We start from the raw sequence: 21784 nt of genomic DNA, 5'->3' as shown, positions 1-21784 counted from the left end.
GTCGACCAGGTAGACGCTACGCAGAGTGTGAACTGCCCCAGCATCCGCCGCCGGTGACCCGAAGCTCCGTCGTCACACCCGGTTGAGGATCTGAAGCGTCAGTCGTCGGAACGGTTCTTTCGGGGTCATACGGCGGGCGCGCGGCGCGCTTCACCATGATTCGCTGCTCGTTCGTCCCGGATCGGCTTGGTCCGACAATCGGGTGATCCTGAGGATCAAACCGGTGATCTGCCAAAAGTAATCCAGGGCATCGTCGTCGGGTTCCATAATCCAATAACCCCGGCGGCCGACCTCGCAAACCTTGATCGATCGAATTGGCCGAGTCACATCATTGACGGACGGAAGGGCCGTCGGCCCCGGGACACGGGTGACTGTCAGGAGGTCAAGGTCGAAAACATGGCGGCTGCGCAACGTTTTCACTTCCCAGCGCCCGCCTTCACTCCCAAGCAATTCGGTTACTTCAGCGGGTTCATGTCCGCGGGGGTTGCCTTCCTGTGTCATTCACGTCCTCCTGGTCGTCGTGCTCGGTCTTGGTTGGCGAAGTTATACTCGTGCGCGTCGTGACGTGTCCCCGCGCCCGTCATTCGTGCTCGCCTGGGGCAACTTCGGCGGCGGGCACTTGCCTTATCTCGCCCGCAGGAACCCGAGGTGTCGTAAGTAGCCGCGCACGGAACGATTGCCACATCAGCGGAAGGGGCGACCCGAGTCCGGGACAATCAACGACGCGGTTTCTTCGTCGCTCAGCCTGGAGAAGACCACAGGGTTTGGTAAGCCTTCCGCTTCGAGGTGAATCCACTCCGAAAGGCTCAAATTCATGCGTCCGGCTAACAGAGACGCCTCGCCGAACCCTCCAATGATCACGAACTTTGTGCTCGGCCCAATTACGACTAGATCATTCATCGTCATGGTCGTCGTCGTCGGGCGGCAGGACTGGTGCCGGATGCTGCGCCCACTGCTCACGGACTTTGCGGTGCTGTTCGTTTATCCGCGCTTGCTCTGCACCCCACCACAGCACGTACTCATGCCGGTCCACCTTGTCGCTCTCCGTCATGACTTGCCTCCACTCGTATACGCGTTTGAGAAAATGCGGCGTGGTCGCCGAATGCGGTGATACGTCCACCGAGGACCTCGTGCGCCGTGGCCACTCCCCTCGATATCCCGCACAGTGATGCCTTCAGGGCGCAATCGCTGAACACCGGTTCGTCCTGCCGCTGATCCTCCATACCCCACGCTAACCGGCACACCCCACAGCCGGCCCGGTCGCGCGCCAAGTGGATTCCTGCACGGGAGATTCCATCACGAGAGCTTGCGTACGTTCGGTGTCCCCGCCCGGACGACAGAGCGCAGTCAGACTTCACCGGGCCCAACGTAAGGAGCCACGGTGACAAATCGTCTGAGCGGGATGTACACACCAGAGCTGGACGGGGATACGTGGCACCATATCCGCACCTTCGTCACAGAGACCGTGGATTTTGTGGCGCCAACTGTCGCATACCCCAAAGAAACACTTCTCCACACGATTACCCATCACGTGGCATGGGCCCACAGCGTCGCGGGTTTCCCGCTCGAGACTCATGCCATTTTCCGGCGCGATGTCATTGGCATCTCCGTCGCGATGATTCCCACACGCTCACCCTCAACCATGGGTCGGCACCGATCCATCCTGCTACGCGTCGGCGAGGCGATCGGCGTAATCGAAATCCCCGCCCCGCTCCCCCCGCTCAGCCCGTCCGAGCCCACCGAACCCTACAGCGACGCCGAAATCCACGACTTGAGATCCTGGGCCTATCTGCAAGGAGAGGACAGCTACGCGCGATCTGCGCAGGCACTTGTGGCCCTCGGCTTCGGAGCAGGTTTGCCGACGCGCGACATCTGCCGGGTGCGAGCTATGGACGTCAATATCGAAACCGGAATCGTGACGGTTCCAGACGGCGAACTACCGCGCTCGATCCGCGTGGAAGAGGTTTGGTTAGCGGACCTCGCAGAAGTCGTTGGCACCGTGGAGAACGCCGAGCTCGCCCTGTTTCGTCCTGGAGTCGCGTTTCACAAGAACATCGTGCTCACGTTTCTGCAGCGATCAATGGGAATGGGGCTCAAACCAAGCACTCAACGGATGCGTTCAACCTGGCTGGTCGGGCGCATGAACTTCGGCTATCCGCTCGGTGAGGTTCTCTATGAGGCCGGCCTGACCTCACTCAGAGCGCTTGTTCGATACCAGCGATTCGTTCCTCCACAATTGCCTTCTGCTTAGCCACGTACGCTCGGATGACTTCGAACTCGGCAAGCGCCCGCTGCTGTGGGTCATCCGTGGACATTAGCATCCGCGACCAGGACAGTCCGCACGAATCCAAGAGTCGCATGGCGTCCTCCATCGATAGAACCAGGTTGCCTGTCAACAACCGGGACAGGCGAGCGCCCGTCCAGCCGAGGTCTTCTGCCAAGGACTCCTGTCGACGGTTGGTCTTCTTCAGCGTGGCCCGAACAGCCATAGCAACTCGATTCTGGAGATACGCCGCTCGCGCGCGAGCAAGGTCCGCGTCATCCGGCCATTCGCTGGCGGATGGCACAGAGCGAGGTAAATCCACGTTGAAGTGCCCGACGAATTCGTTCGGCAAATATTTCGGCGTCGTCACCTCAGCATTCTATCGATATTGCACCAAAAGCGTCATAATTTGGGTTCAGCATTGCCTAAGGCCACTATTAATCAGCGCCACCTACATGCGTCGTATGAACCCCAACTCATCGGCGTTAGATGCATTCGTCCCTCAACTCCCCGCAGACCGCTGGGAACCTATTCAGAAGTACGTCCGACGCTCGGTTCGCGATTACGCTCGGACACACTCGCCTGAACTGTCATACCTCGCCATGATGCATATGACGATGTTCGCCGACTGGGTTGCCTTCACCGGCGTCGCTGACCTCGACAAGACTGCCCTCAGCACCCTGGTTATCGACGCGTACACCGCGCACCGTGCGAGCGAAGTTCGGCCGGTTGTTGCCGAACGCGAACGCAAGGTGCTGCGGGCTCTCGCGGGCATGGCCCCCGCGGTGGAGAAACGTGCGATCAGCACCGTTTCTGACCCCGGTGCTCCTTACTCGCACGCCGAGCAGTGTCAGCTGCGGGACTGGGCGATGTGGCAGGGACTTCCGGCTCGGATGCTCCGCTGTACCGCAATCGCTGCTCTCGGCCTAGGTTGCGGACTCACCTCCGCGGAGATGGTTCACGTGCGTGCCAACGATATCGTCGCACTCGAGGACGGGATGCTTGGCGTTCACGTCACTCACTCACGTATGCGCACCGTTCCCGTCCTCGCTGAATGGAACGACGAACTCGAGAACGTGAGGGCGGGAACGACCGGCTTCATCATCGCGCCGAACGTCGACAACCGCCGTAGTGAACTCCTCAAGGTCAGCATCAAAGACAGTCGCGGTGCCCTCAAACCGACCGCGCAACGCATGCGTAACACGTGGCTGCTCACTCTCATCGACAACAGTGTTCCACTTCCCGTAATCATGGAAGCGGCCGGTCTCACCTCTCCAGACTCCCTGCGCCGCCTCATCGCAGCACACGCCCGCGTTCCCTCTGTGACGGAACAACTCGCCCTCCTGCGCCAGGCAAAGAAGGTGGCCGCATAATGCTGACCATCGACGACGCCATGCACGACCCGGCCAAGCGCGGCCCGGTTCCCAAAGCCACGATGCAGCAGGCCGCGAAGGTCATCGACGCATCCAAACTGCCGGAACTGCTTGAACTCTGGGAAAGCCAGGACCTGAAGTACAAAGGCGGCCGCAAACCGTACTTTTCGATGCGCGCAACACTGATCATCTGGCTTGTCATCGCAATGGAACACCAGGCAATGCATATCAAATGCGCCGGACAACTCACGGCGTCGCGCCTCGTACCTGACACCGCCAACATCCTCGGCATCGCCATTGATGCTGAAGCGGCACCGGATGCGCACTATGAGCGCCTGAGGAATTCCACCAACCGTATCCTGCGTCTCATCGATGCCTACCCGCTGAAGAACCGTCACAAGCGGTTGACGAAGGGAGAATACTTCGAAGAGATTCAATGGCGGCTGCGAAACGCAGACACGATCGACTGCAGGGCACGCCGAGCAGATATCTTCAACAACGCGCTCCTTGAAGCGACCTACCAGATGCTTCCAAAGCAGTTCCGACCGGAACGTGTATCCGTCGCGGTCGACGCCACCCGTTACTCGCTCCACGCGCGCGGCATCGGGAAGAAGCGACTTGAGGCAATGGGTGTCGACGATTTCATCTCATCAGAGCCTGATGCAGGCTTCTACATCCGCGGCTCTCAATGGACTGCGGACACAAAAAATCCCAAAATCCGCGAGTACGCCCTCGAAGCCGAGTTCGCCGTCACCAACAGTAACGACGCGAGCAACCCCCACGCCGTCCCGAACATGGTGATCGGCTTCGCCCAGCACAAACCAGGCGTCGCCCCCGTCCTAGCTGCACGCACGATCATCGACAGCATGCACGAACGCGGACACCTCATCGACCACTTCGCTGGCGACCGCGCCTACCTCCCCGCAGGCGACCCGGACGTTCTACAGACCCCGCTTCGCGAAGCCGGCGCCAAACTGGTCATGGACTACCCCATCAACCAGCTCGGTCTGCAGGTGACCGCCGACAACGGCGCAATACTCGTCGAAGGGTCCTGGTACTGCCCCAGCATGCCTACCGCTCTCATCAACGCGACCATCAACCACCGCAACGCCAGCAAACGGGATGACCGGAACTTGGAGCTCACCAATCGTGAGCGCGCAGACCGCCGTGCGGTTCGCGAGAAGACCTGGAAGGCACTCCTGAAGACGCGGAGCTTGTACCTCTTCCGCGCGAAAGAAAGTCCCACAAACGGGACCGCCCGCTTGATGTGCCCGGCCGCCGGCCCCAACCCCACCGTCGTATGCCCGCTCAAGAAAATGTGCCCGTCAGGAGACTCGACAAAGGCACTCGTTCCGATCATCAACGTCCCGAAAAGCGAACTGAAAGTCTGCACGAACAAGTCCTCGACCACGTTCGGGCCAGGGGAGAGCAAAAGCCACGGCCAGTATTACGAGTTCGGCAGCAAGGAATGGGAAGCGCAGTACCACCACTCACGCAACAACGTTGAATCCTTCAACGGATATGTCAAGAACGAAAATACCTTCGGACTCGCGCTACCTGGACGGCGTCGCATGCGCGGGTACACGGCGAAGATGTTCCTCGTCGTCATAACTGTGGCCGCCGCGAACCTACAGAAGGTCCGTGACTTCCTGCTCAACGTCAAGGAAATCGAGCAAGACGCCGCTGAGGGCATCACGGCCCCCGTCGCAAGAAGCCGCCGAAGCCGCCGTAGTGGGGCTCCCACCCGGATCACCGGTCGCGAGCGCAACAAAACAAAAACACCCAAACGGACGAAACTCACCACAAGTACTGTCACCAGACACTGACAGCGCTCACCCGCTTCGCAACACCGTTGAAGATCGAACTCACAAGGCGCCAGCCTGCCCAGAAACAGGCCGACAGCCCACGAAGACGAAGCCATCGGACAAATCGAGAAGCCACAGAGGGTCGCGACCCTCGAACAACGAAAAAGCCCCCGGCAAACCGGGGGCTTTTTTCGTGTCATTCGAGATCTACGGACAAAACTACCGAGATATACGAACAACCCGAAGTGGCGAGTGAGGGATTCGAACCCCCGAATGCTGAGCAGTCTGATTTACAGTCAGATCCCTTTGGCCGCTTGGGTAACTCGCCAGAACGCATCCGACCGACTTGTACAGACAACCGAAGGCGCTGTAAAAGAATACTCTGTGCCTGCCCGCTTCGAGAAATCGGCGCCTTGGCGACGCGCGCCTACAGTCGAATCCGGCCCGTCGTATCCGGAACCGGAGGTAACTGCAGCAGCGCCCCCTCGGTGCGGCAGGTCCAACCGGCGATGAGCATCGCCTCGTCGAGAACCCTCTTCCAGGCGTCGAGTCCCCGCGGGATGCCGCCGGTCGCGAGCGCATGGACCGTCGCCGCGAGCGTCGCATCGCCAGCACCCATGGTGTCGATGACCGGCCCGGGCAGGTCGGCGATCGGTGCGACCACGCGCCCGAACGCAGAGACTATTTCCGCGCCGGCGCGACCAGCCGTGGCCAGCACGTGAGCGGTACCGGCAAAACGCAGTCGGTGGACGAGGTCAGCCAGCGCAATGCCGTACAGCAGTGCGGCGTCTTCGTCGCCGACCTTGGTCAGCAGGCTTGCCGCCGCGAGCCGTTCGAAGTTGAGGACGAAGGCGGCTGTGTCGTGCAACATGCCCGCACGCGGGTTGGGGTCGATCACGAGCCTGCGACCTGGATTCAGCACGGACTCTTCAAGCGCAGCACTCTGCTCATCGTCATCGAACGGGAAGCAACTGACCACGACGAGCGGAGCATCCGCTATCGCCAGCCGCTCCTCGTCACCAAACACGATCCGCCGCTTCTGCGCCGCCTCATTGAAGCTGTAGCGCGGCTCACCGTCGGTGCGGTCGCTCGTGGCGCGCGAGCTGCCGAGCGGCCCCGGCGTAGCGATGAGGTCGACACCGTGCAGGTCGAGGAACGAACGGATGCTCGCGCCATCGGCGTCATCTCCCACCATGGCGATGAGCGTGGTGGGCACGCCCAACCGGGCGAGGCCAACGGCGACGTTGAGCGCCGCACCCCCGACGAGGTCACGGCTGGTCTCACCGTCACGCATCTCGTCGATGAGCGCATCGCCGATGACGACTGTGCGGGCATCGTTTCTCTCCATGGGACTCCGTTCTCCTTCGAGGGTCGCACACCTCCGCCACGGCACGCCAGATCCGTCGCTGCGACCGGGCCCTCCAACCATCGCAACTGGCCGTCGCTATGCTGGCGACTGGTACATTTCCGGCACGAAGGAGTCCCATGGCGGGTATCGATGACGTTGCACGTCACGCGGGGGTCTCGACGGCCACCGTTTCGCGGGCGCTGAGCGGCCGCGGGTACGTCTCCGATGCCACGCGGGAGAAGGTCGAGCAGGCGGCCCATGATCTGGACTACGTCGTGTCGTCGAACGCGTCGAGCCTCGCGTCGGGTCGCACCCGCAACGTCGGGGTCGTGGTGCCATCGCTCAATCACTGGTTCTTCGCATCGGTTGTCGAGGGCGCTGAGAGCGCTCTCCTTCGTCACGGCTACGACCTCACCCTCTACAACCTCACCGGCGGCGGAGACGAACGCAAGAGCGTGTTCGAGCACTTCCTGCTGCGGCAGCGCGTTGACGCGGTCATCGCGATCGGCCTCGAACTCACCGAGGCAGAGGTCTCGAGCCTGCACGCGATGGGAAAACCGCTCATCGGGGTCGGCGGCGCCATCGCCGATGTCTTCAGCCTCACCATGGATGACGTCGCCGTCTCGCGCCTCGCGACCGAGCACCTCCTCAGCCTCGGCCACACCCGCATCGCCCACATCGGTGGCGGCAAGGAGTTCGACCGCGACTTCCACCTGCCGTCCAAGCGGCGCATCGGATATGAAGGTGCACTGACGGATGCCAGCGTCACCCCTGATCCTGCCCTGTTTCGTCCCGCGGATTTCACCCTGCCCGGCGGCTACGAGGCGGCGAAGCAACTGCTCGGCAGCCCGCACAACCGGCCGACCGCGATCGTGGCGTCGTCGGACGAGATGGCGATTGGCAGCATCCTCGCCGCCCGCGATCTCGGGTTGCACGTGCCGCAGGATGTCTCCATCGTCGGCATCGACGACCACGAGCTGTCGACGTTCTTCGGGCTGACGACGGTGGCACAGTTTCCGCTGCGGCAGGGCGAGCAGGCCGTCGAGGCGCTCATGGAGTACCTCGAACCAGACAAGGACGCCCCGGCGAGCGCGGGAGTGCCTCTCTACTACGAACTCATCGTGCGGTCATCGACCGCGCGGCCGGGCGAGTAGGCGCCCTCCCCGCGTCCCCGCCGACGACATCCGCGTCACTGTATGCCGTCGGCGCGGCACAAGGAAAAAGGCACCAGATAAGGACGCAACGGCCGTTTTCGTCCTTGCCTGGCGCCGATGTCCTTATCTCAGCGCGACGCGGGTGCCCGAGTGAGCGCCCTAGCTCGCAGCGCCTGCCCGCTCCGCGTACAGGGTGCCCGCCCGCGCGACCGTCGCGACGTACTCGTCGTTGGGGTTGTAGCCGCGGATCGCGGTCTGCCAGCCGGTTTCAGTGACGAGGTCTCCCGACACCCGGCAGAGGTAGTTGGCGGTGGCCATCGCCGCATCGTCGAGGTTCTGCGGGTCCTCGACGCCGTCACCGTTGCCGTCGACGTGCCAGTTGTTCCACGCCTGCGGGATGAGCTGCATCGGCCCGATCGCGCGATCGTGTTCGGCATCGCCGTCGATGGCACCGGCATCCGAATCCGGAATCGCCACGTTACCGTCGCCATCGAGCGCGACGCCGTAGATGGGCGGAACTACCGTTCCGTCGTCCCCGACGGCAGATCCACCGTGGCGACCGTGGTCACTCTCCGCGAATCCCACCCCGGCGATCGTGTTCCACCCGAGCCCGCACGCGGGCATCTGCTCGGCCTTCGCCAGTGCAGCACCGGCGTAGGCACGCAGCGCACGCTCCGGGATCCGCGTCGCCTCGGCCGTGACCGCGACCCACGCGTCGTCGACGCGTCCCGGATTGCCCGGCATGCTCGGCACGGCCGCAGCGACCGGCGGCTCGGCCGGGGCGGCGAAAGTCGGGGCCTGCCCCTCCGACGACTCGGTGCGCGAATCGGGGGCCGGTGTGGCACACGAGCTGAGCAGCAGAGCGGATGCCACGGCACCGGTGGCAAGGGCAAGGCGGGCAGACAGCATCCGCTTATCTTCGCATTCCTGCCCGGGAGCTTGCCCGACGCAGGCTTACCCCGCCTGACCGCGGAAACACGTACCATGGGGCCATGGCAGATTCATCGTTTGACGTGGTTAGCAAGGTCGACAAAATGGAGGCGGACAACGCACTCCACCAGGCGCACAAGGAGATCGAGCAGCGCTACGACTTCAAGGGCACCGGGGCGTCCATCGCCCAGTCCGGCGACAAGATCCTCATGAAGGCCAATAGCGAAGAGCGCGTCAAGGCGATCCTCGACGTCTTCCAGACGAAGCTCATCAAGCGCGGCATCTCGCTCAAGAGCCTCGACTCCGGCGACCCGTACGCGAGCGGCAAGGAATACCGCATCGAAGCGGAACTCAAAGACGGCATCACCCAGGAGAACGCGAAGAAGATCAACAAGATCATCCGCGACGAGGGACCCAAGGGCGTCAAGAGCCAGATCCAGGGCGACGAGCTGCGCGTTCAGTCCAAGAGCCGCGACGACCTGCAGTCAGTGATCGCGCTGCTCAAGGGCAAAGACCTCGACATCGACCTGCAGTTCATCAACTTCCGCTAGGAACACCACTCTCGACGAGCCAGCCGAGAACGGCCGAGGCGAACTCTTCCGGCCGGCTCTCGTGGACGAAAACGGTTGGGTTTCGCGACACACCGCAACCGTTTGTGGCGGAGCACGTGCTGCTTCAGCCATTTCTGACGGAACAGAGACACCGTCACGGGCAGCGGACTAAACTCGCGCCAGTAGTCCCTGCAGATGGAGTCGTCGTGAGCGTTCTCGTCCTCGGTGCTGGCGCGGTCGGGTCGACGGTCACCAGCGCCTTCCTCGGCAGCGGTGAAACCGTCACCGTTGGCACGCGGTCCGCGACCCAGCTCCCGGGTGCTGCCGCCGTCCCACTCGATGCCTCAGACGCCGGCGCACTGACCCGCGCCGCGGAGGGGTGCTCGACGATCGTGGTCTGCACCAACCCTCCCTACCATCGGTGGCGCAGCGACTGGCCACCGATCGTCGACGCCGTCATCCGTTCCGCTCGACTGACCGGTGCAAGCATCGTGATGGTCGGCAATCTGTACTCGTACGGTCACGCAAGCATGCCGATGAAAGAGACCACCCCCGAGCAGCCCGCCGAGTCGAAGGGTGAGGTCCGCCGTGACGTGTGGGCTGCTCTCCGCGCGGCAACCCAGCGCGGTGATGTGCGTGCCGTCGAGGTGCGGGCGAGTGACTACTTCGGCCCTCGAGCGGGAGCGGATGCCCACCTCGGCACCCGGTTTTTCGAACCGATCCTCCACAGCAAACGGTCGTGGGCCATCGGCAACCCGGCGCTCCCGCACAGCTGGGCATACCTTCCTGACCTGGCCAGCACCGTTGTCGCCGCGAGCAGGTTCAACGGCGACTGGGGGCGCATCTGGCACGTTCCCGCCGCGACCGACCTCAGTCGAACGGCAATCTGCCGCCAGGTGAACGAGCGGTACGGCGTCCGGGGCTCGATCTCGGCAATCCCGCGCCGGCTCCTCTCGACGATCGGAGCGGTCAATCCCGTCATGCGGGAGGTGGCGGCGTCGAGCTACCAGTTCCTCGCCCCGTTCCTCTCGGATGCCACGGAGACCGAACGCGAACTCGGTGTGCAGGCATCCGAGTGGGAAACCGCACTCGACGCCAGCGTCGCGTTCTACCGGTCCTGACGCAGGCCGCGGCGAGCGCTGCAGTTCCATGCTCGCGCTGCAGAAGTATTTGTAGCGGGAGCATGGATGTGTAGCGCTCGGGGTTGCGGGTCGGGTTGCGGGTCGGGTTGGGCGCACGCGAAGGGTCAGGCCCCCGCTGACCGCGTGGGTTTCCACCGCTGGGCCAGGAACCGCCCGCCGATGCCGACCGCGAGCACGGCGACCCCGATCAGGATGCCGACCGGCGGCAGCGTGGCAACGAGCACGAGGCATCCGCACATTCCGAGAACCTGCAGCCAGCGCGGAAACCGCCGGTCCGCACGTTCCTGCGTGAACGCGGCAAGGTTGGCCACGAAATAGTAGAGCAGCACGCCGAACGACGAGAACGCGATCGCGCCCCGCACATCGACGAGAAGCACGAGAGCGATGACGACGAGCCCGAGAGCGAGTTCAGCCCGGTGCGGAACCCGGTAACGCGGATGCACCGCCGCAAGAAACCGCGGAAGGTCACCTTCGCGTGCCATCGCGAGACTCGTGCGGCCGATGCCGGCGATGAGGGCGAGCAGTGCACCCAGCGACGACAGCGCAGCACCGACGCGGACGACGGGCGCGGTCCAGTCCCACCCGCTCGCTGCCGCCACGTCGACGAGCGGCGCCGCCGACGCCCCGAGCGCGCCGGGCCCGAGGGTGCGCAACGCGACCACTGCAACCGCAGCGTAGATGAGGACGGTGACGGCGAGCGCGACGAGAATCGCCCTCGGTATCGTGCGCGCCGGGTTCGTCACTTCCTCCCCCATCGTCGCGATCCTGGCGTACCCGGCGAACGCAAAGAAGATCAGGCCAGCAGATTGAAGGACGCCATACAGGCCGAGGTCAGGGGTGCCCGGCATCCATCCGCCCGGCATGGCGCCTGCGGAGACGACCTCGATCGACGCAGCCGGGGCCGACAGACCCGCTGCCACGACGATCGCGAGGACGATCAGCGACGCGACCACGAGCATCCGCGTCAGAAAGGCCGTCCGTGTCACGCCGAAGTAGTTGACGACAACGAGGCACGCAACCGCGAGCGCCGCGACGGGCTTGTCCCACCGGGCCGGGGCGGCGTAGGCCGCGAAGATGAGCGCCATGGCGGCGCAGCTGGCCGTCTTGCCGATCACGAAACTCCAGCCGGCGGCGAACCCCCAGGTGTCGCCGAGTCGTTCCCGCCCGTAGAGGTAGGTGCCTCCGGATGCCGGATACCGGGCAGCGAGCTGAGCGGATGCCGTCGCGTTGCAGTACGCGATGACCGCCGCGATCGCGAGGCCGACGAGCAGACCCCACCCGGCGACGGCGGCGGCCGGTGCGAAGACGGCGAAGACGCCGGCGCCGATCATCGCGCCGAGTCCGAGGAACACGGCGTCGCCGAGCCCGAGGCGTCGGGCGAGCGGGGAGTTCGAACTCACGCGGATAACTCAACCACGGACCGGCCCGTTCGCGGTGGCGCTACACCGGCAGCTCGTCGAGCTCCTCGTCTTCCTTCCCGTCAGAGACTCCCCTGCCGAGCGTCTCGCCCCGGAAGAACGCCGGCCGGCGGATCGCCTGGATGATCATGATGACGATGCCCGAGACGATGACCGCCATCCCGAGGATGAAGACGAGACCCACCCCGCCGATGTTCGACCCCGAACCGTACTCCGGGTCCATGCTCTCGATGATTGTCGTGAAGAACAGCGCCGCGAGGATGACTCCGCCGATGAGCGGGAACAGCAGCATGAAGAAGAAGTTCCGCGTCGACGCGAAGACCTGCCTGCGGAAGTACCAGACCGCCGCGAACGCCGTGAGCCCGTAGTAGAAGCAGATCATCATGCCGAGAGCGGTGATCGTGTCCCACAGCACGTCTTCCGAGACGAATCGCATGATCGCGTAGAACGCGCTCGCCACGATGCTCGACACGATCGTCGCGAAGCCCGGCGTGAGGAACCGCGGGCTCACCCGGGAGAACCGCTCGGGCAGCGCGCCGTAATGGCCCATCGCCAACAGGGTCCGCGCCGGCGACACGAACGTCGACTGCAGGGATGCCGCCGAACTGGAGAGCACCGCGATCGAGACGAGGATGGCGAGTGGCCCGAGTACGGGGCCAGCCAGCGCGAAGAATACGTTGCCCTGGATCTCCTCGTTGCCGAGTCCGAACTCCCCCGTTCCGATGCCGGCGAAGCTGATCGACGCCGTCGCGATGAGCAGGTACAGCACGACGATGATGAACACGGTGAGGGTCGCCGCCCGCCCGGGTGTTGACCTCGAGCCGCGGGTTTCCTCGTTCATCGTCAGCGTGACATCCCAGCCCCAGAAGATGAAGATCGACAGCGAGAGTCCCGCCGCGAACGCACTGAACGACTCGACGGCAAAGGGGTTGAACCACTCGAGGCTCACCGGGACGGCATCGAACGCCGACCCGTTGGCGACGTGGATGAACGCGGCGATACCGAAGATCACGAGCACGATCAGCTGGAAGCCGACGAGAACGTACTGCACCTTCTGGGTTGTCTGCATGTCGCGGTAGGAGATCGCCGTGGCCACGAACATGAACGTGAGGCAGGTGACGACGTTGATCACCGGGTTGAGCGCGAGGTCAGCCAGGTCGGGATTGCCGAAAATCTGCGCGAGCATGAGGTAGAAGAAGTCAACGGCGATGCCGGCGAGATTCGACAGCACGAGAATCGTGGCCGCGATGAGGCCCCATCCCGTCATCCAGCCGATCCACGGCCCGAACGCCCGGGTTGCCCAGGTGAACGAGGTACCGCTGTCCGGCATCGCCCGGTTGAGTTCGCGGTAACCGAAGGCGACGAGCAGCATCGGGATGAAGCCGACGAGGATGATGGCCGGCACCTGCAGCCCGACCTCGGACACCGTCGGGCCGAGCGCCGCCGTCATCGTGTACGCAGGGGCGATGCACGAGATGCCGATGACAACCGCACCGATCAGGCCGACCGAACCGGCGCTGAGGCCCTTCTTGGAGAGACCGTGTTCGGTCTTCTGGCTCGTCATGGCCTTAGTCCTCAACCGTCAGAACGCTGTCGCGCGGAACCACGATCATCGGAACCGGTAGCTCGCGAAGCATCTTCGCCGCCGTCGTCCCGAGGAACAGTTGCCTCGGCTGCCCGAGCCGACTCGATCCGACGAAAACGACCTCACCCGGATCCCAGTCGAGCGCGGCCACCGCATCTTCGATCCGGTTTCCGGATGCCGTCAGCGCGGTCACGTCGACATCGTCGGGCAGGTGCTCGGCCGCGTACGCGACGGTTTTCGCGGCGTGCTCCTCGGCCCGGGCGCGAACGGCCGGCGGTGTGTCCACGCCGTCGGAATCGAGGGCGACCAGTGACACGAGGCGAAGCGGCACCTTCGCGGCCCTCGCCGCGAGAATCCCCGCATCGAGCAGTTCCTTCGCGCCGGTACGTGTGCCGACCGCGCAGGTGACCCGGGTGATCCCGTCGAGTCCGATCTCGGAGACGGATCCCTCCGGTGCCAGCGCGACCGGCACGACAGCCGAGTGCAGGAGCGCATTGGCGACGCTGCCGACCGTGAACCGGCCGAGCAGTCCGCCGCGTGCGGCACCGACGATGATCATCCGCGCCTCGAGGTCCCGGCTCGCGTCGAGCAGCCCCTGCGCGAACGACTCGGCGTACACGATGTGACCCCGCACATCCATGTCCCTCGGCACGAAGGCCAGTGCGTGGTGCAGCCAGTCCTCAGCGGCCCGGTGCAGGAACTTCTCGTAGCCGGCATCGACCGGCACGAGCGCCGCACGCGCCGCGCTTCGCAGCACGATGACGATGTCGAGGCCCCGGTTCATGGAGCGCGCGAGCCTCACGGCGAGGTTGAGTGCATCCTCGCCGGAGGGTGTATCGGTGTAGCCCACGATGTATCGCATGTCGAGTCGCTCCTTTGCGATCGGGTACAGCGGGAGGTGCGGGTTGGTTACGTTCGGTCGTGGAGAATTTCCTGGGCGGTTTCCCACCCGCGCCGGATGGCACCGTCGACGTGCTGGTACCCCTCGGCGGCCAGGTCGCTGCACGACCAGTGGATCGGTCCGACCGGCGTGCGCAGGTCGGCGCCGTACCGGTGCAGGCCGCCCATGTCGAAGCTCGCGGCATACGCGCCGCGGGTCCACTCCTCGCTGCCCCAGTCGCTCTCGTAGTAGACGACGGGCGACAGCGCCTCGGCACCGAAGTAGTGCGACAACGATGTGAGGATGATCCGCTTGCGTTCCTCGGCGGGGAGGGCGAACAGCCGGTCGGCCTTCTCGTCGGACACGAATCCAACCAGGGTGCCACGCGGGTCGTCGTGGTTGGTGTTGTCGTAGGCCTCGTGCACGATCTCGTACGGGCTGAACGAGGTCCCCGACAGACCGGCATCCCGCCAGAACGGTGACGCGTAAACCGCGTGCACCTTGATCACGAGCCCGAGCGAGAGGTGCTGGTGCATCTGCTGCTGGCGCCGGGGCAGCGGCGGCTGGAAGTCGATCCGCGTGTAGAGGTTTGGCGGCACAGCGACGATGGCGTGGCGGGCAGACACGGTCATCCCGTCGGCGACGGCACGCACCCCGTCCGGGCCGTACTCAAGCCGGCGTACCGGCTGCGACAGGAACACGTCGTCGCCGAGCTTCTCGGCCAGAAGCAGCGGCACCTGCTGCAGGCCACCAATCACCCGCTTGTCGAGGATGAAATCGGCGTCGACGAGATTCGAGAAGCTCCCGGCGGATGCCGCCATCAGGATCGCCTGCAACGCACTGAAGCTGTGGGCCGGCTTGGTGAGCATCGCGTCCGCGATGAAGAGCGCGATGTTGTCTCGGGCCTCGATGTCATCGGTCTGGCCCTCGAGCCACTCGATCCAGGTCACCGAATCGAGTTCCTCGGCGCGCGGGTGCGCCCACGGTTCGCGCGGGCCGATCTCGGCGACGAGCTCGTCGAGCACACCGATGAGCCGTTCCATCTCGCGCTGGGTCGATGCCTCGACGGGGAAGATTTCGCCGGTGAACCGGGTGAGCGTTCCTTCGGCGTTGATGTAAACGCTGTCGCCGTCGCGGTACCGGGAGTACGTCTCCAGCCCGAGCTCCGCGAGCGTCTCGATGAGCGCATCCTGGTCGGGAGAGACCCACTGGCCGCCGATCTCGAGGGTCGCCCCCTCGATGTCGTTCGTCCAGAGCCGGCCGCCGACCCGGTCGCGGGCCTCGAGCACGGCAACGCTGAGTCCCGCCTCGCGCAGCTTGTGGGCGGCGGACAGTCCCGACGCTCCCGCTCCGATTATGACGACGTCTCGCTGCAGTTCAGTCATGCTGTGCTCCTGGAATCTGTCATCGTCGAATCCGGCATCGTCATTCGCCGATCGCGCTCATGACGTGCTTGATTCGCGTGTAGTCCTCGAGTCCGTACGACGACAGGTCCTTGCCGTAGCCCGACATCTTGAACCCGCCGTGCGGCATCTCGGCAGCGAGCAGAATGTGGGTGTTGATCCACACAGCGCCGAAGTCGAGGTCGCGCGCCATCCGCATCGCGGTGCCGTGGTCCGTCGTCCACACGCTCGACGCGAGCCCGAAGTCCACGTCGTTGGCCATCTCGACGGCCTGCTCCTCTGAGGCGAAGGTCTGCACGGTGAGCACGGGGCCGAAGGTTTCCTCCTGCACACAGGCGTCGATCTGCGAGACCCCGGTGATGACGGTCGGCGCGTAGTAGAAGCCCTTGTCACCGACGCGGTGGCCCCCGGTCAGCACCTTCGCGTGTGAGGGCAGGTCATCGATCACCGCAGACACCTTCTCGAAGTGCGATGCGTTGTTGAGCGGACCGTAGTACGCATCAGGGTCTTCGGCGTCTCCCGTTGTCGTCGCTTCCGCTGCCGCGACGAGCGCAGCGGTAAATTCGTCGGCGACCGACTCGTGCACGAGCACGCGGGTGACCGCTGTGCAGTCCTGGCCGGCGTTGAAGTAGCCGGCGCCGGCGATCCCCTCGGCGGCACCGGGGATGTCCGCGTCGGCGAATACGACGGCCGGAGCCTTCCCACCGAGTTCCAGATGCGCGCGGTGCAGGCTCTTGGCGGCGGATGCCGCGACCGCCATTCCGGCGCGCACGGAACCGGTGATCGACACGAGCCCGGGCACGGGGTGCTCGGTCATCAGCTGTCCTGTGCTCCCGTTTCCGAGCACGACGTTGAGCACGCCGTCGGGGAGGATGCCCTGCGTCAGCCGGGCGAGAACCAGGGTGGACTCTGGCGTGGTGTCGCTCGGCTTGAGCACGACCGTGTTGCCCGCAGCGAGCGCCGGAGCGATCTTCCAGATGGCCATCATGATCGGGTAGTTCCACGGGGTCACCTGCGCAACGACGCCGATCGGCTCGCGCCGCACGAACGAGGTGTGCCCCTCGAGGTACTCCCCCGCGCTCTTGCCCTCGAGCACGCGCGCGGCGCCGGCGAAGAACCGCAGGTGGTCGGCGCCCGTGAGCACCTCTTCAACCCGGATCGTCTCCCGTGGCTGACCGGTGTTCCGGTGCTGGGCCTCGACGAGCTCGTCTGCGTTCGCCTCCATGGCATCCGCAATTTTCAGGAGCATGGCCTGCCGCTGGCTCGGCGTTGTGCGCTTCCAGGTCGCGAATGCCGTCTTTGCCTCGGCGAACGCGGTGTCGATATCGGCGACGTTCGAGATGGGCGACACCGCGACGACCTCCCCCGTTGCCGGGTTCACCACCTCGAGGGTCTCCGTTCCCTGAGCGTCGACAAAGGTCCCGTTGATGTAGTTCTGGAGCAACGTCACTGTTCTTCCTCTCCCGTGGCCCGGCGTCCTACGACATCGGTGTCATTGTGTACTTGGTCGAGAGGTATTCGTGGATTCCCTCGAACCCGCCCTCTCGGCCGATTCCCGACTGCTTCACTCCGCCGAACGGGGCAGACGCGTTGGAGATGACGCCGACATTGAGCCCCATCATGCCGGTCTGCAGCTTGTCGATCATCCGTTGTCCGCGAGCGAGGTCTTTCGTGAAGACGTAGCTGACGAGTCCATACTCGGTGTCGTTGGCCAGCCGGATGGCATCCGTTTCTTCGCTGAAGGGAACGATGGCGAGTACTGGGCCGAAGATCTCCTCGCGCAGGATGTTCGAACCCGCCTGCACGTCGGTGAGAACCGTCGGCTCGAAGAATGTGCCCTGCCCGTCGAGAGCGGAACCACCGGTGAGCAGCGTGGCACCCTTCACAACGGCGTCGTCGACGAGTTCGCCGGCCTTGGTCACCGCTCGGTCGTCGATGAGTGGGCCGATTGTGACGCCATCCTCGGTGCCGCGGCCGATGCCGAAGCCCGTGACCCGTTCGGTGACGCGGCGCGCGAATTCCCCGGCGACCGACTCGTGCACGATGAACCGGTTGGCCGCCGTGCAGGCCTGGCCGACGTTGCGGAACTTCGCAGCGATGGCGCCGTCGACAGCGGCATCGAGGTCGGCGTCGTCGAACACGATGAACGGGGCGTTGCCGCCGAGTTCCATCGAGGTGCGGAGCACGTTCTTTGCCGACTGCTCGATCAGTTTCTGGCCGACGGGAGTCGATCCGGTGAAGCTGAGCTTGCGCAGACGGGAGTCGTTCAGCAGCGGCTCGGTGACGGCGCTCGACGAGCTCGTGGTGAGCACGTTGACGACGCCGGCGGGGAGTCCCGCCTCCTCCAGCAGCTTTGCGAAGTAGAGCGTGGTCAGCGGTGTGAGCGACGCGGGCTTGATCACGACCGTGCAGCCGGCGGCGAGCGCCGGGGCGATCTTGCGGGTCGCCATCGCGAGCGGGAAGTTCCACGGGGTGATGAGGTAGCACGGGCCGACCGGGTGCTGCGAGACGATGGTGCGGCCGGTGCCCTCGGGGTTGACGCCGTAGCGGCCGGTGATGCGCACGGCCTCCTCGCTGAACCAGCGAAGGAATTCACCACCGTAGGTCACCTCGCCGTTGGACTCGGCGAGCGGCTTGCCCATTTCGAGCGTCATGAGCAGGGCAAACTCGTCGCGGCGTTCCTGCATGAGGTCGAACGCCTTCCGGAGGATGTTCGACCGGGTGCGTGGGGCCGTTGCCGCCCACTCGTCCTGCACGGCGACGGCGGCGTCGAGCGCTGCCGTCGCGTCCTCGGCGGATGCGTCGGCGATCGACGCGAGAACGGCTCCGGTCGACGGGTCTTTCACATCGATCGTCTTCTGGGTCGACCGCCACTCACCGCCGATGAACAGCCCGGTCGGGATCTTGGCGAGCAGGTCGGATTCGGAAATCATGCGTTCTCCAGTGCGGAAAGAACGACGTCGATGCCTTCGGAGAGCAGCGCGTCGGGGATGGACAGTGGGGGCAGGAAACGGATGACGTTACCGTACGTTCCGCAGGTGAGGACGATGACGCCGTTCGCCGCTGCAGCCCTGGCGATGGCGCTCGTGAGCGCGGCATCCGGTTCATGCGTCTCGGGGTCAACGAACTCCACGGCGATCATGGCGCCGCGACCACGGATGTCGCCGATGCGAGGATCGGTCTTCTGCACTGCGGCGAAACGCGAGGTGACGGTCTCGCCGATCGAGCGGGCGACGGTGGCGAGGTCGTCGGCGAGATACGTCTCGATGGTGGCAAGCGCGGCGACACAGGCGAGCGGGTTGCCGCCGTAGGTGCCGCCGAGGCCACCGGCGTGTGTGGCGTCCATGATCTCGGCACGCCCGGTGACCCCGGAGAGCGGGAGGCCGCTGGCGATACCCTTCGCGGTGACGACGATGTCGGGGACGAGACTCTCGTGCTCCGAGGCGAACAGGTCACCGGTGCGGCAGAAGCCCGTCTGCACCTCATCGGCGATGAACACCACGTCGTTGGCTCGGGCCCACTCGGCGAGCGCGGGGAGGAAGCCGGGGGCGGGGACGATGAAGCCGCCCTCACCCTGGATGGGCTCGATGATGATCGCGGCGAGGTTGGCCGCTCCGACCTGTTTCTCGATCATCGAGATCGCCCGCTTCACGGCTTCCTGGCCGCTCAAGCCGTCGCGGAACGGATACGACATCGGGGCGCGATAGATCTCGGAGGCGAACGGGCCGAAGCCGCTCTTGTACGGCATCGACTTGGCGGTGAGCGCCATGGTGAGGTTCGTTCGCCCGTGATAGGCGTGGTCGAATGCGACGACTGCCCGCTTGCCGGTGTAGCTGCGCGCCACCTTGATGGCGTTCTCGACGGCTTCGGCGCCGGAGTTGAACAGGGCGCTGCGCTTCTCATGGTCGCCGGGGGTGAGCTCGTTGAGCTTCTCGGCGACCTCGACGTAGGAGTCGTACGGCGTGATCATGAAGCAGGTGTGGGTGAATTGAGCCACCTGCGCCTGTACGGCCTCGACCACGCGCGGCGCGCTGTTGCCGACGCCGGTGACCGCGATGCCCGAACCGAGGTCGATGAACGAGTTACCGTCGACGTCGACGACGACCCCGCCTCCCGCGGCTGCGGCAAAGACCGGCATGGTGGTTCCGACCGCTCCGGCGATCGCGGTCTGCTTGCGGGCCATGAGTTCCTGCGAGCGCGGGCCGGGGATCGCTGTGACGATCCGCCGCTCCTGCGCGAGCGACGGCCCTCCGGTGACCTGTGTTGTGAGTGGCATGGGGCTCCTGTCGGTGTAGCAAGCGTACGAGCGAGCGGGTCTCGCCGGAACTGACAAAGTGGCCATGACTTGTGCACCAGTTGCCAGTCTGGCAATTCCGCGTACGCTGAGGCCATGCAACCCACCGTGCACGGCCTGCTTCACAACGCGGGCCTTGGGCTCCGGCTCCTCGCCGGAAACGACTCGTCGAGGCTCTCCGAACCCGTCTCCTGGATCCACAGCTCCGACCTCGCCGACCCGACGCCCTTCCTCGGCGCCGGGCACCTCGTGCTCACCACTGGCACCCAGTTCGAGGCGGCGACAGCTGCCACCTTCTCCGGCTACGTCGAACGGCTCGCCGACCACGGCATCCTCGGTATCGGGTTCGGAAGTGAGGTGGTCCGCGCCGCGACGCCCGACGGTCTCATCGCGGCGTGCGACGGGGCCGACATGCCCCTGTTCGAGGTGCCGTACCGGGTACCGTTCATCGCGGTCGTCCGCTCGGTTGCCGACCTCATCGCCGAGGCCGCGCATGCCCGCGACACCTGGGCGCTCAATGCACAGCGCGCCATTTCCTTCGCCGCATTGAAACCGGATGCCGTTGCCGCGGTTCTCGCAGAACTCTCCCGCCAGCTGGGTCGCTGGGTCGCCCTCTACGACTACCGCGGGCAGAAAACCGTGACTGTCGACGAGGCATCCGTTCTGGCGCACCTCGATGTTCCCGAACTGATGACGCGCGTGGACGCAGAAGCCGGACGGCTGATTGCACGCGGGCAACGGTCCAGTTCGACGATCAGCGACATCGCGGGCCAGGTTTCGCTGCAGACCCTCGGCCGCCGCGGGGAGCTTCGCGGTGTGCTCGTTACAGCGGGTGCCGAGCCCCTGGACGCGGCAGATCAGAGTGTCGTGACGAGCGTCGTTGCCCTGGTCGGGCTGGCCATCGAGCAAGCCCGCGAGCTCGGCCGCGCGCACGGACGGTTGCGTGGCGGGCTCTTTCAGGCCCTGCTCGAGGGCAATGTGGCGTTCGCGCAGCGGATCGTTTCGCAGCTGGGTGGAGTGCTCCCGGCTGAACCCGTTCGCGTGCTCGCGCTGGCGCCGCCGCAGGGCTCCCGCGATGCGCTGGTGTCCGAGCTCGACGTCCGCCGAGGTGGTGAGCCGTTCCTCGCGGCGGAGAACGGGCGAGTGTACGTCTGCGTGGCCGCAGAGGATGCCGTCGCACTCGCGGACGAGTTGAGCCTCGCGCACTCCCTCGCCGTGGGGATTTCCGATCCGCTCCCGTTGGCGGCGACCGCGACAGGTGTGGAGCAGGCCGTGCGCGCCCTCGACAAAGCGGGTGAGGCATCCGTTCTGGAGTTCGGTGCCCTCGTTTCCGGGAGCCTCGCCGGCCTCCTTCGCGAAACGTCGGCGGCGGAGCTCGCCAGGGCGCTGCTGCGTCCGGTCAGGGAGCATGATGCGGCCACAGGCACGACCCTCGTCGAGAGTGCACGCGTATGGCTCGAACACAACGGATCGTGGGACCCTGCGGCCAAACAGCTCGGAATCCACAGGCACACGCTGAAGAGCAGGGTTGCCCTCGTGGAGAAGCTCACCGGGCGGGAGCTTCGGAGCTTCGAGGCCCGCACCAACCTGTGGCTGGCGCTGCAGCTCGAGTAACGTCCACGCCGGTGAGGCGGATGC

19 protein-coding genes and 1 tRNA gene are annotated in these 21784 nt (G+C 65.2%); 7 read left to right on the top strand and 13 right to left on the bottom strand.

The window, feature by feature from the left end; genetic code table 11:
* Nucleotides 1–150: 150 nt before the first annotated feature.
* Nucleotides 151–501, bottom strand: a complete 351-nt coding sequence (locus AC1X6S_RS07705; protein WP_483405174.1) for a hypothetical protein — start codon at nucleotides 499–501, stop codon at nucleotides 151–153.
* 391 nt (nucleotides 502–892) lie between these two features.
* Entirely contained in the window at nucleotides 893–1051 is a 159-nt protein-coding gene (locus AC1X6S_RS07700; protein WP_483405173.1) for a hypothetical protein, read from the bottom strand.
* Nucleotides 1052–1381: 330 nt separating this feature from the next.
* On the opposite strand from AC1X6S_RS07700, the gene AC1X6S_RS07695 reads away from it, so the two are divergent.
* A complete protein-coding gene (locus AC1X6S_RS07695; RefSeq protein ID WP_483405172.1) occupies nucleotides 1382–2251 on the top strand; it encodes a hypothetical protein in 870 nt (289 codons plus the stop codon).
* Here AC1X6S_RS07695 and AC1X6S_RS07690 read toward each other — a convergent pair.
* The gene (locus AC1X6S_RS07690; RefSeq protein ID WP_483405171.1) at nucleotides 2196–2633 is read right to left on the bottom strand and encodes a helix-turn-helix domain-containing protein; all 438 of its coding nucleotides are present in this window, start codon (nucleotides 2631–2633) and stop codon (nucleotides 2196–2198) included. The genes AC1X6S_RS07695 and AC1X6S_RS07690 overlap by 56 nt on opposite strands.
* 241 nt (nucleotides 2634–2874) lie before the next feature.
* Between AC1X6S_RS07690 and AC1X6S_RS07685 the strand changes: the two genes are divergently transcribed.
* Together AC1X6S_RS07685 and AC1X6S_RS07680 are read left to right on the top strand one after the other, a co-directional pair.
* Nucleotides 2875–3636, top strand: coding sequence for a hypothetical protein (locus AC1X6S_RS07685; protein WP_483405170.1), 762 nt, complete (start codon nucleotides 2875–2877; stop codon nucleotides 3634–3636).
* Nucleotides 3636–5462: a hypothetical protein gene (locus AC1X6S_RS07680; protein ID WP_483405169.1), complete on the top strand. Its 1827-nt coding sequence runs from the start codon at nucleotides 3636–3638 to the stop codon at nucleotides 5460–5462. Before AC1X6S_RS07685 ends, AC1X6S_RS07680 begins: the two co-directional genes overlap by 1 nt.
* Nucleotides 5463–5687: 225 nt before the next feature.
* On the opposite strand, the gene AC1X6S_RS07675 is transcribed toward AC1X6S_RS07680, so the two are convergent.
* Together AC1X6S_RS07675 and AC1X6S_RS07670 are read right to left on the bottom strand one after the other, a co-directional pair.
* A tRNA-Tyr gene (locus AC1X6S_RS07675) sits at nucleotides 5688–5769 on the bottom strand.
* A gap of 99 nt (nucleotides 5770–5868) precedes the next feature.
* The gene (locus AC1X6S_RS07670; RefSeq protein WP_483405168.1) at nucleotides 5869–6789 is read right to left on the bottom strand and encodes a carbohydrate kinase family protein; all 921 of its coding nucleotides are present in this window, start codon (nucleotides 6787–6789) and stop codon (nucleotides 5869–5871) included.
* Nucleotides 6790–6926: 137 nt separating this feature from the next.
* Here AC1X6S_RS07670 and AC1X6S_RS07665 point away from each other — a divergent pair, with 137 nt between their 5' ends.
* Nucleotides 6927–7943 (top strand): LacI family DNA-binding transcriptional regulator, encoded by a 1017-nt coding sequence (locus tag AC1X6S_RS07665; protein ID WP_483405167.1) that lies wholly within the window; start codon nucleotides 6927–6929, stop codon nucleotides 7941–7943.
* A gap of 159 nt (nucleotides 7944–8102) precedes the next feature.
* On the opposite strand, the gene AC1X6S_RS07660 is transcribed toward AC1X6S_RS07665, so the two are convergent.
* Nucleotides 8103–8852: a lytic murein transglycosylase gene (locus AC1X6S_RS07660; protein ID WP_483405166.1), complete on the bottom strand. Its 750-nt coding sequence runs from the start codon at nucleotides 8850–8852 to the stop codon at nucleotides 8103–8105.
* Between the two features lie 83 nt (nucleotides 8853–8935).
* Between AC1X6S_RS07660 and AC1X6S_RS07655 the strand changes: the two genes are divergently transcribed.
* Together AC1X6S_RS07655 and AC1X6S_RS07650 are read left to right on the top strand one after the other, a co-directional pair.
* Nucleotides 8936–9424 (top strand): YajQ family cyclic di-GMP-binding protein, encoded by a 489-nt coding sequence (locus tag AC1X6S_RS07655; protein WP_108390083.1) that lies wholly within the window; start codon nucleotides 8936–8938, stop codon nucleotides 9422–9424.
* A gap of 206 nt (nucleotides 9425–9630) precedes the next feature.
* Nucleotides 9631–10545, top strand: a complete 915-nt coding sequence (locus AC1X6S_RS07650) for an NAD-dependent epimerase/dehydratase family protein (protein ID WP_483405165.1) — start codon at nucleotides 9631–9633, stop codon at nucleotides 10543–10545.
* A 125-nt stretch (nucleotides 10546–10670) separates the two neighbouring features.
* Here AC1X6S_RS07650 and AC1X6S_RS07645 read toward each other — a convergent pair whose 3' ends face one another.
* From AC1X6S_RS07645 to gabT, 7 genes are all read right to left on the bottom strand, one after another.
* Nucleotides 10671–11897 carry an APC family permease gene (locus AC1X6S_RS07645; protein WP_483405883.1) on the bottom strand — a complete coding sequence of 409 codons (1227 nt, stop codon included), beginning with the start codon at nucleotides 11895–11897 and terminating at the stop codon, nucleotides 10671–10673.
* A 109-nt stretch (nucleotides 11898–12006) separates the two neighbouring features.
* Entirely contained in the window at nucleotides 12007–13548 is a 1542-nt protein-coding gene (locus AC1X6S_RS07640) for an APC family permease (RefSeq protein WP_483405164.1), read from the bottom strand.
* A gap of 4 nt (nucleotides 13549–13552) precedes the next feature.
* Entirely contained in the window at nucleotides 13553–14431 is an 879-nt protein-coding gene (locus AC1X6S_RS07635) for a universal stress protein (protein ID WP_483405163.1), read from the bottom strand.
* A gap of 47 nt (nucleotides 14432–14478) precedes the next feature.
* A complete protein-coding gene (locus AC1X6S_RS07630) occupies nucleotides 14479–15834 on the bottom strand; it encodes a flavin monoamine oxidase family protein (RefSeq protein WP_483405162.1) in 1356 nt (451 codons plus the stop codon).
* A gap of 40 nt (nucleotides 15835–15874) precedes the next feature.
* Nucleotides 15875–17302 carry a gamma-aminobutyraldehyde dehydrogenase gene (locus AC1X6S_RS07625; RefSeq protein WP_483405161.1) on the bottom strand — a complete coding sequence of 476 codons (1428 nt, stop codon included), beginning with the start codon at nucleotides 17300–17302 and terminating at the stop codon, nucleotides 15875–15877.
* 28 nt (nucleotides 17303–17330) lie between these two features.
* A complete protein-coding gene (locus tag AC1X6S_RS07620) occupies nucleotides 17331–18785 on the bottom strand; it encodes an NAD-dependent succinate-semialdehyde dehydrogenase (protein ID WP_483405160.1) in 1455 nt (484 codons plus the stop codon).
* Complete coding sequence (gabT, locus tag AC1X6S_RS07615) at nucleotides 18782–20128, bottom strand: 4-aminobutyrate--2-oxoglutarate transaminase (protein WP_483405159.1); 1347 nt, start codon at nucleotides 20126–20128, stop codon at nucleotides 18782–18784. The genes AC1X6S_RS07620 and gabT overlap by 4 nt, the downstream gene beginning before the upstream one ends.
* 114 nt (nucleotides 20129–20242) lie before the next feature.
* Between gabT and AC1X6S_RS07610 the strand changes: the two genes are divergently transcribed.
* Nucleotides 20243–21760, top strand: a complete 1518-nt coding sequence (locus tag AC1X6S_RS07610) for a PucR family transcriptional regulator (protein WP_483405158.1) — start codon at nucleotides 20243–20245, stop codon at nucleotides 21758–21760.
* The last annotated feature ends 24 nt before the right edge of the window (nucleotides 21761–21784 follow it).

Source organism: Mycetocola sp. Y442 (genome assembly GCF_056898615.1).
The sequence above is the reverse complement of the archived record's forward strand: the minus strand, read 5'-3'. Positions and strand labels throughout refer to the sequence as shown.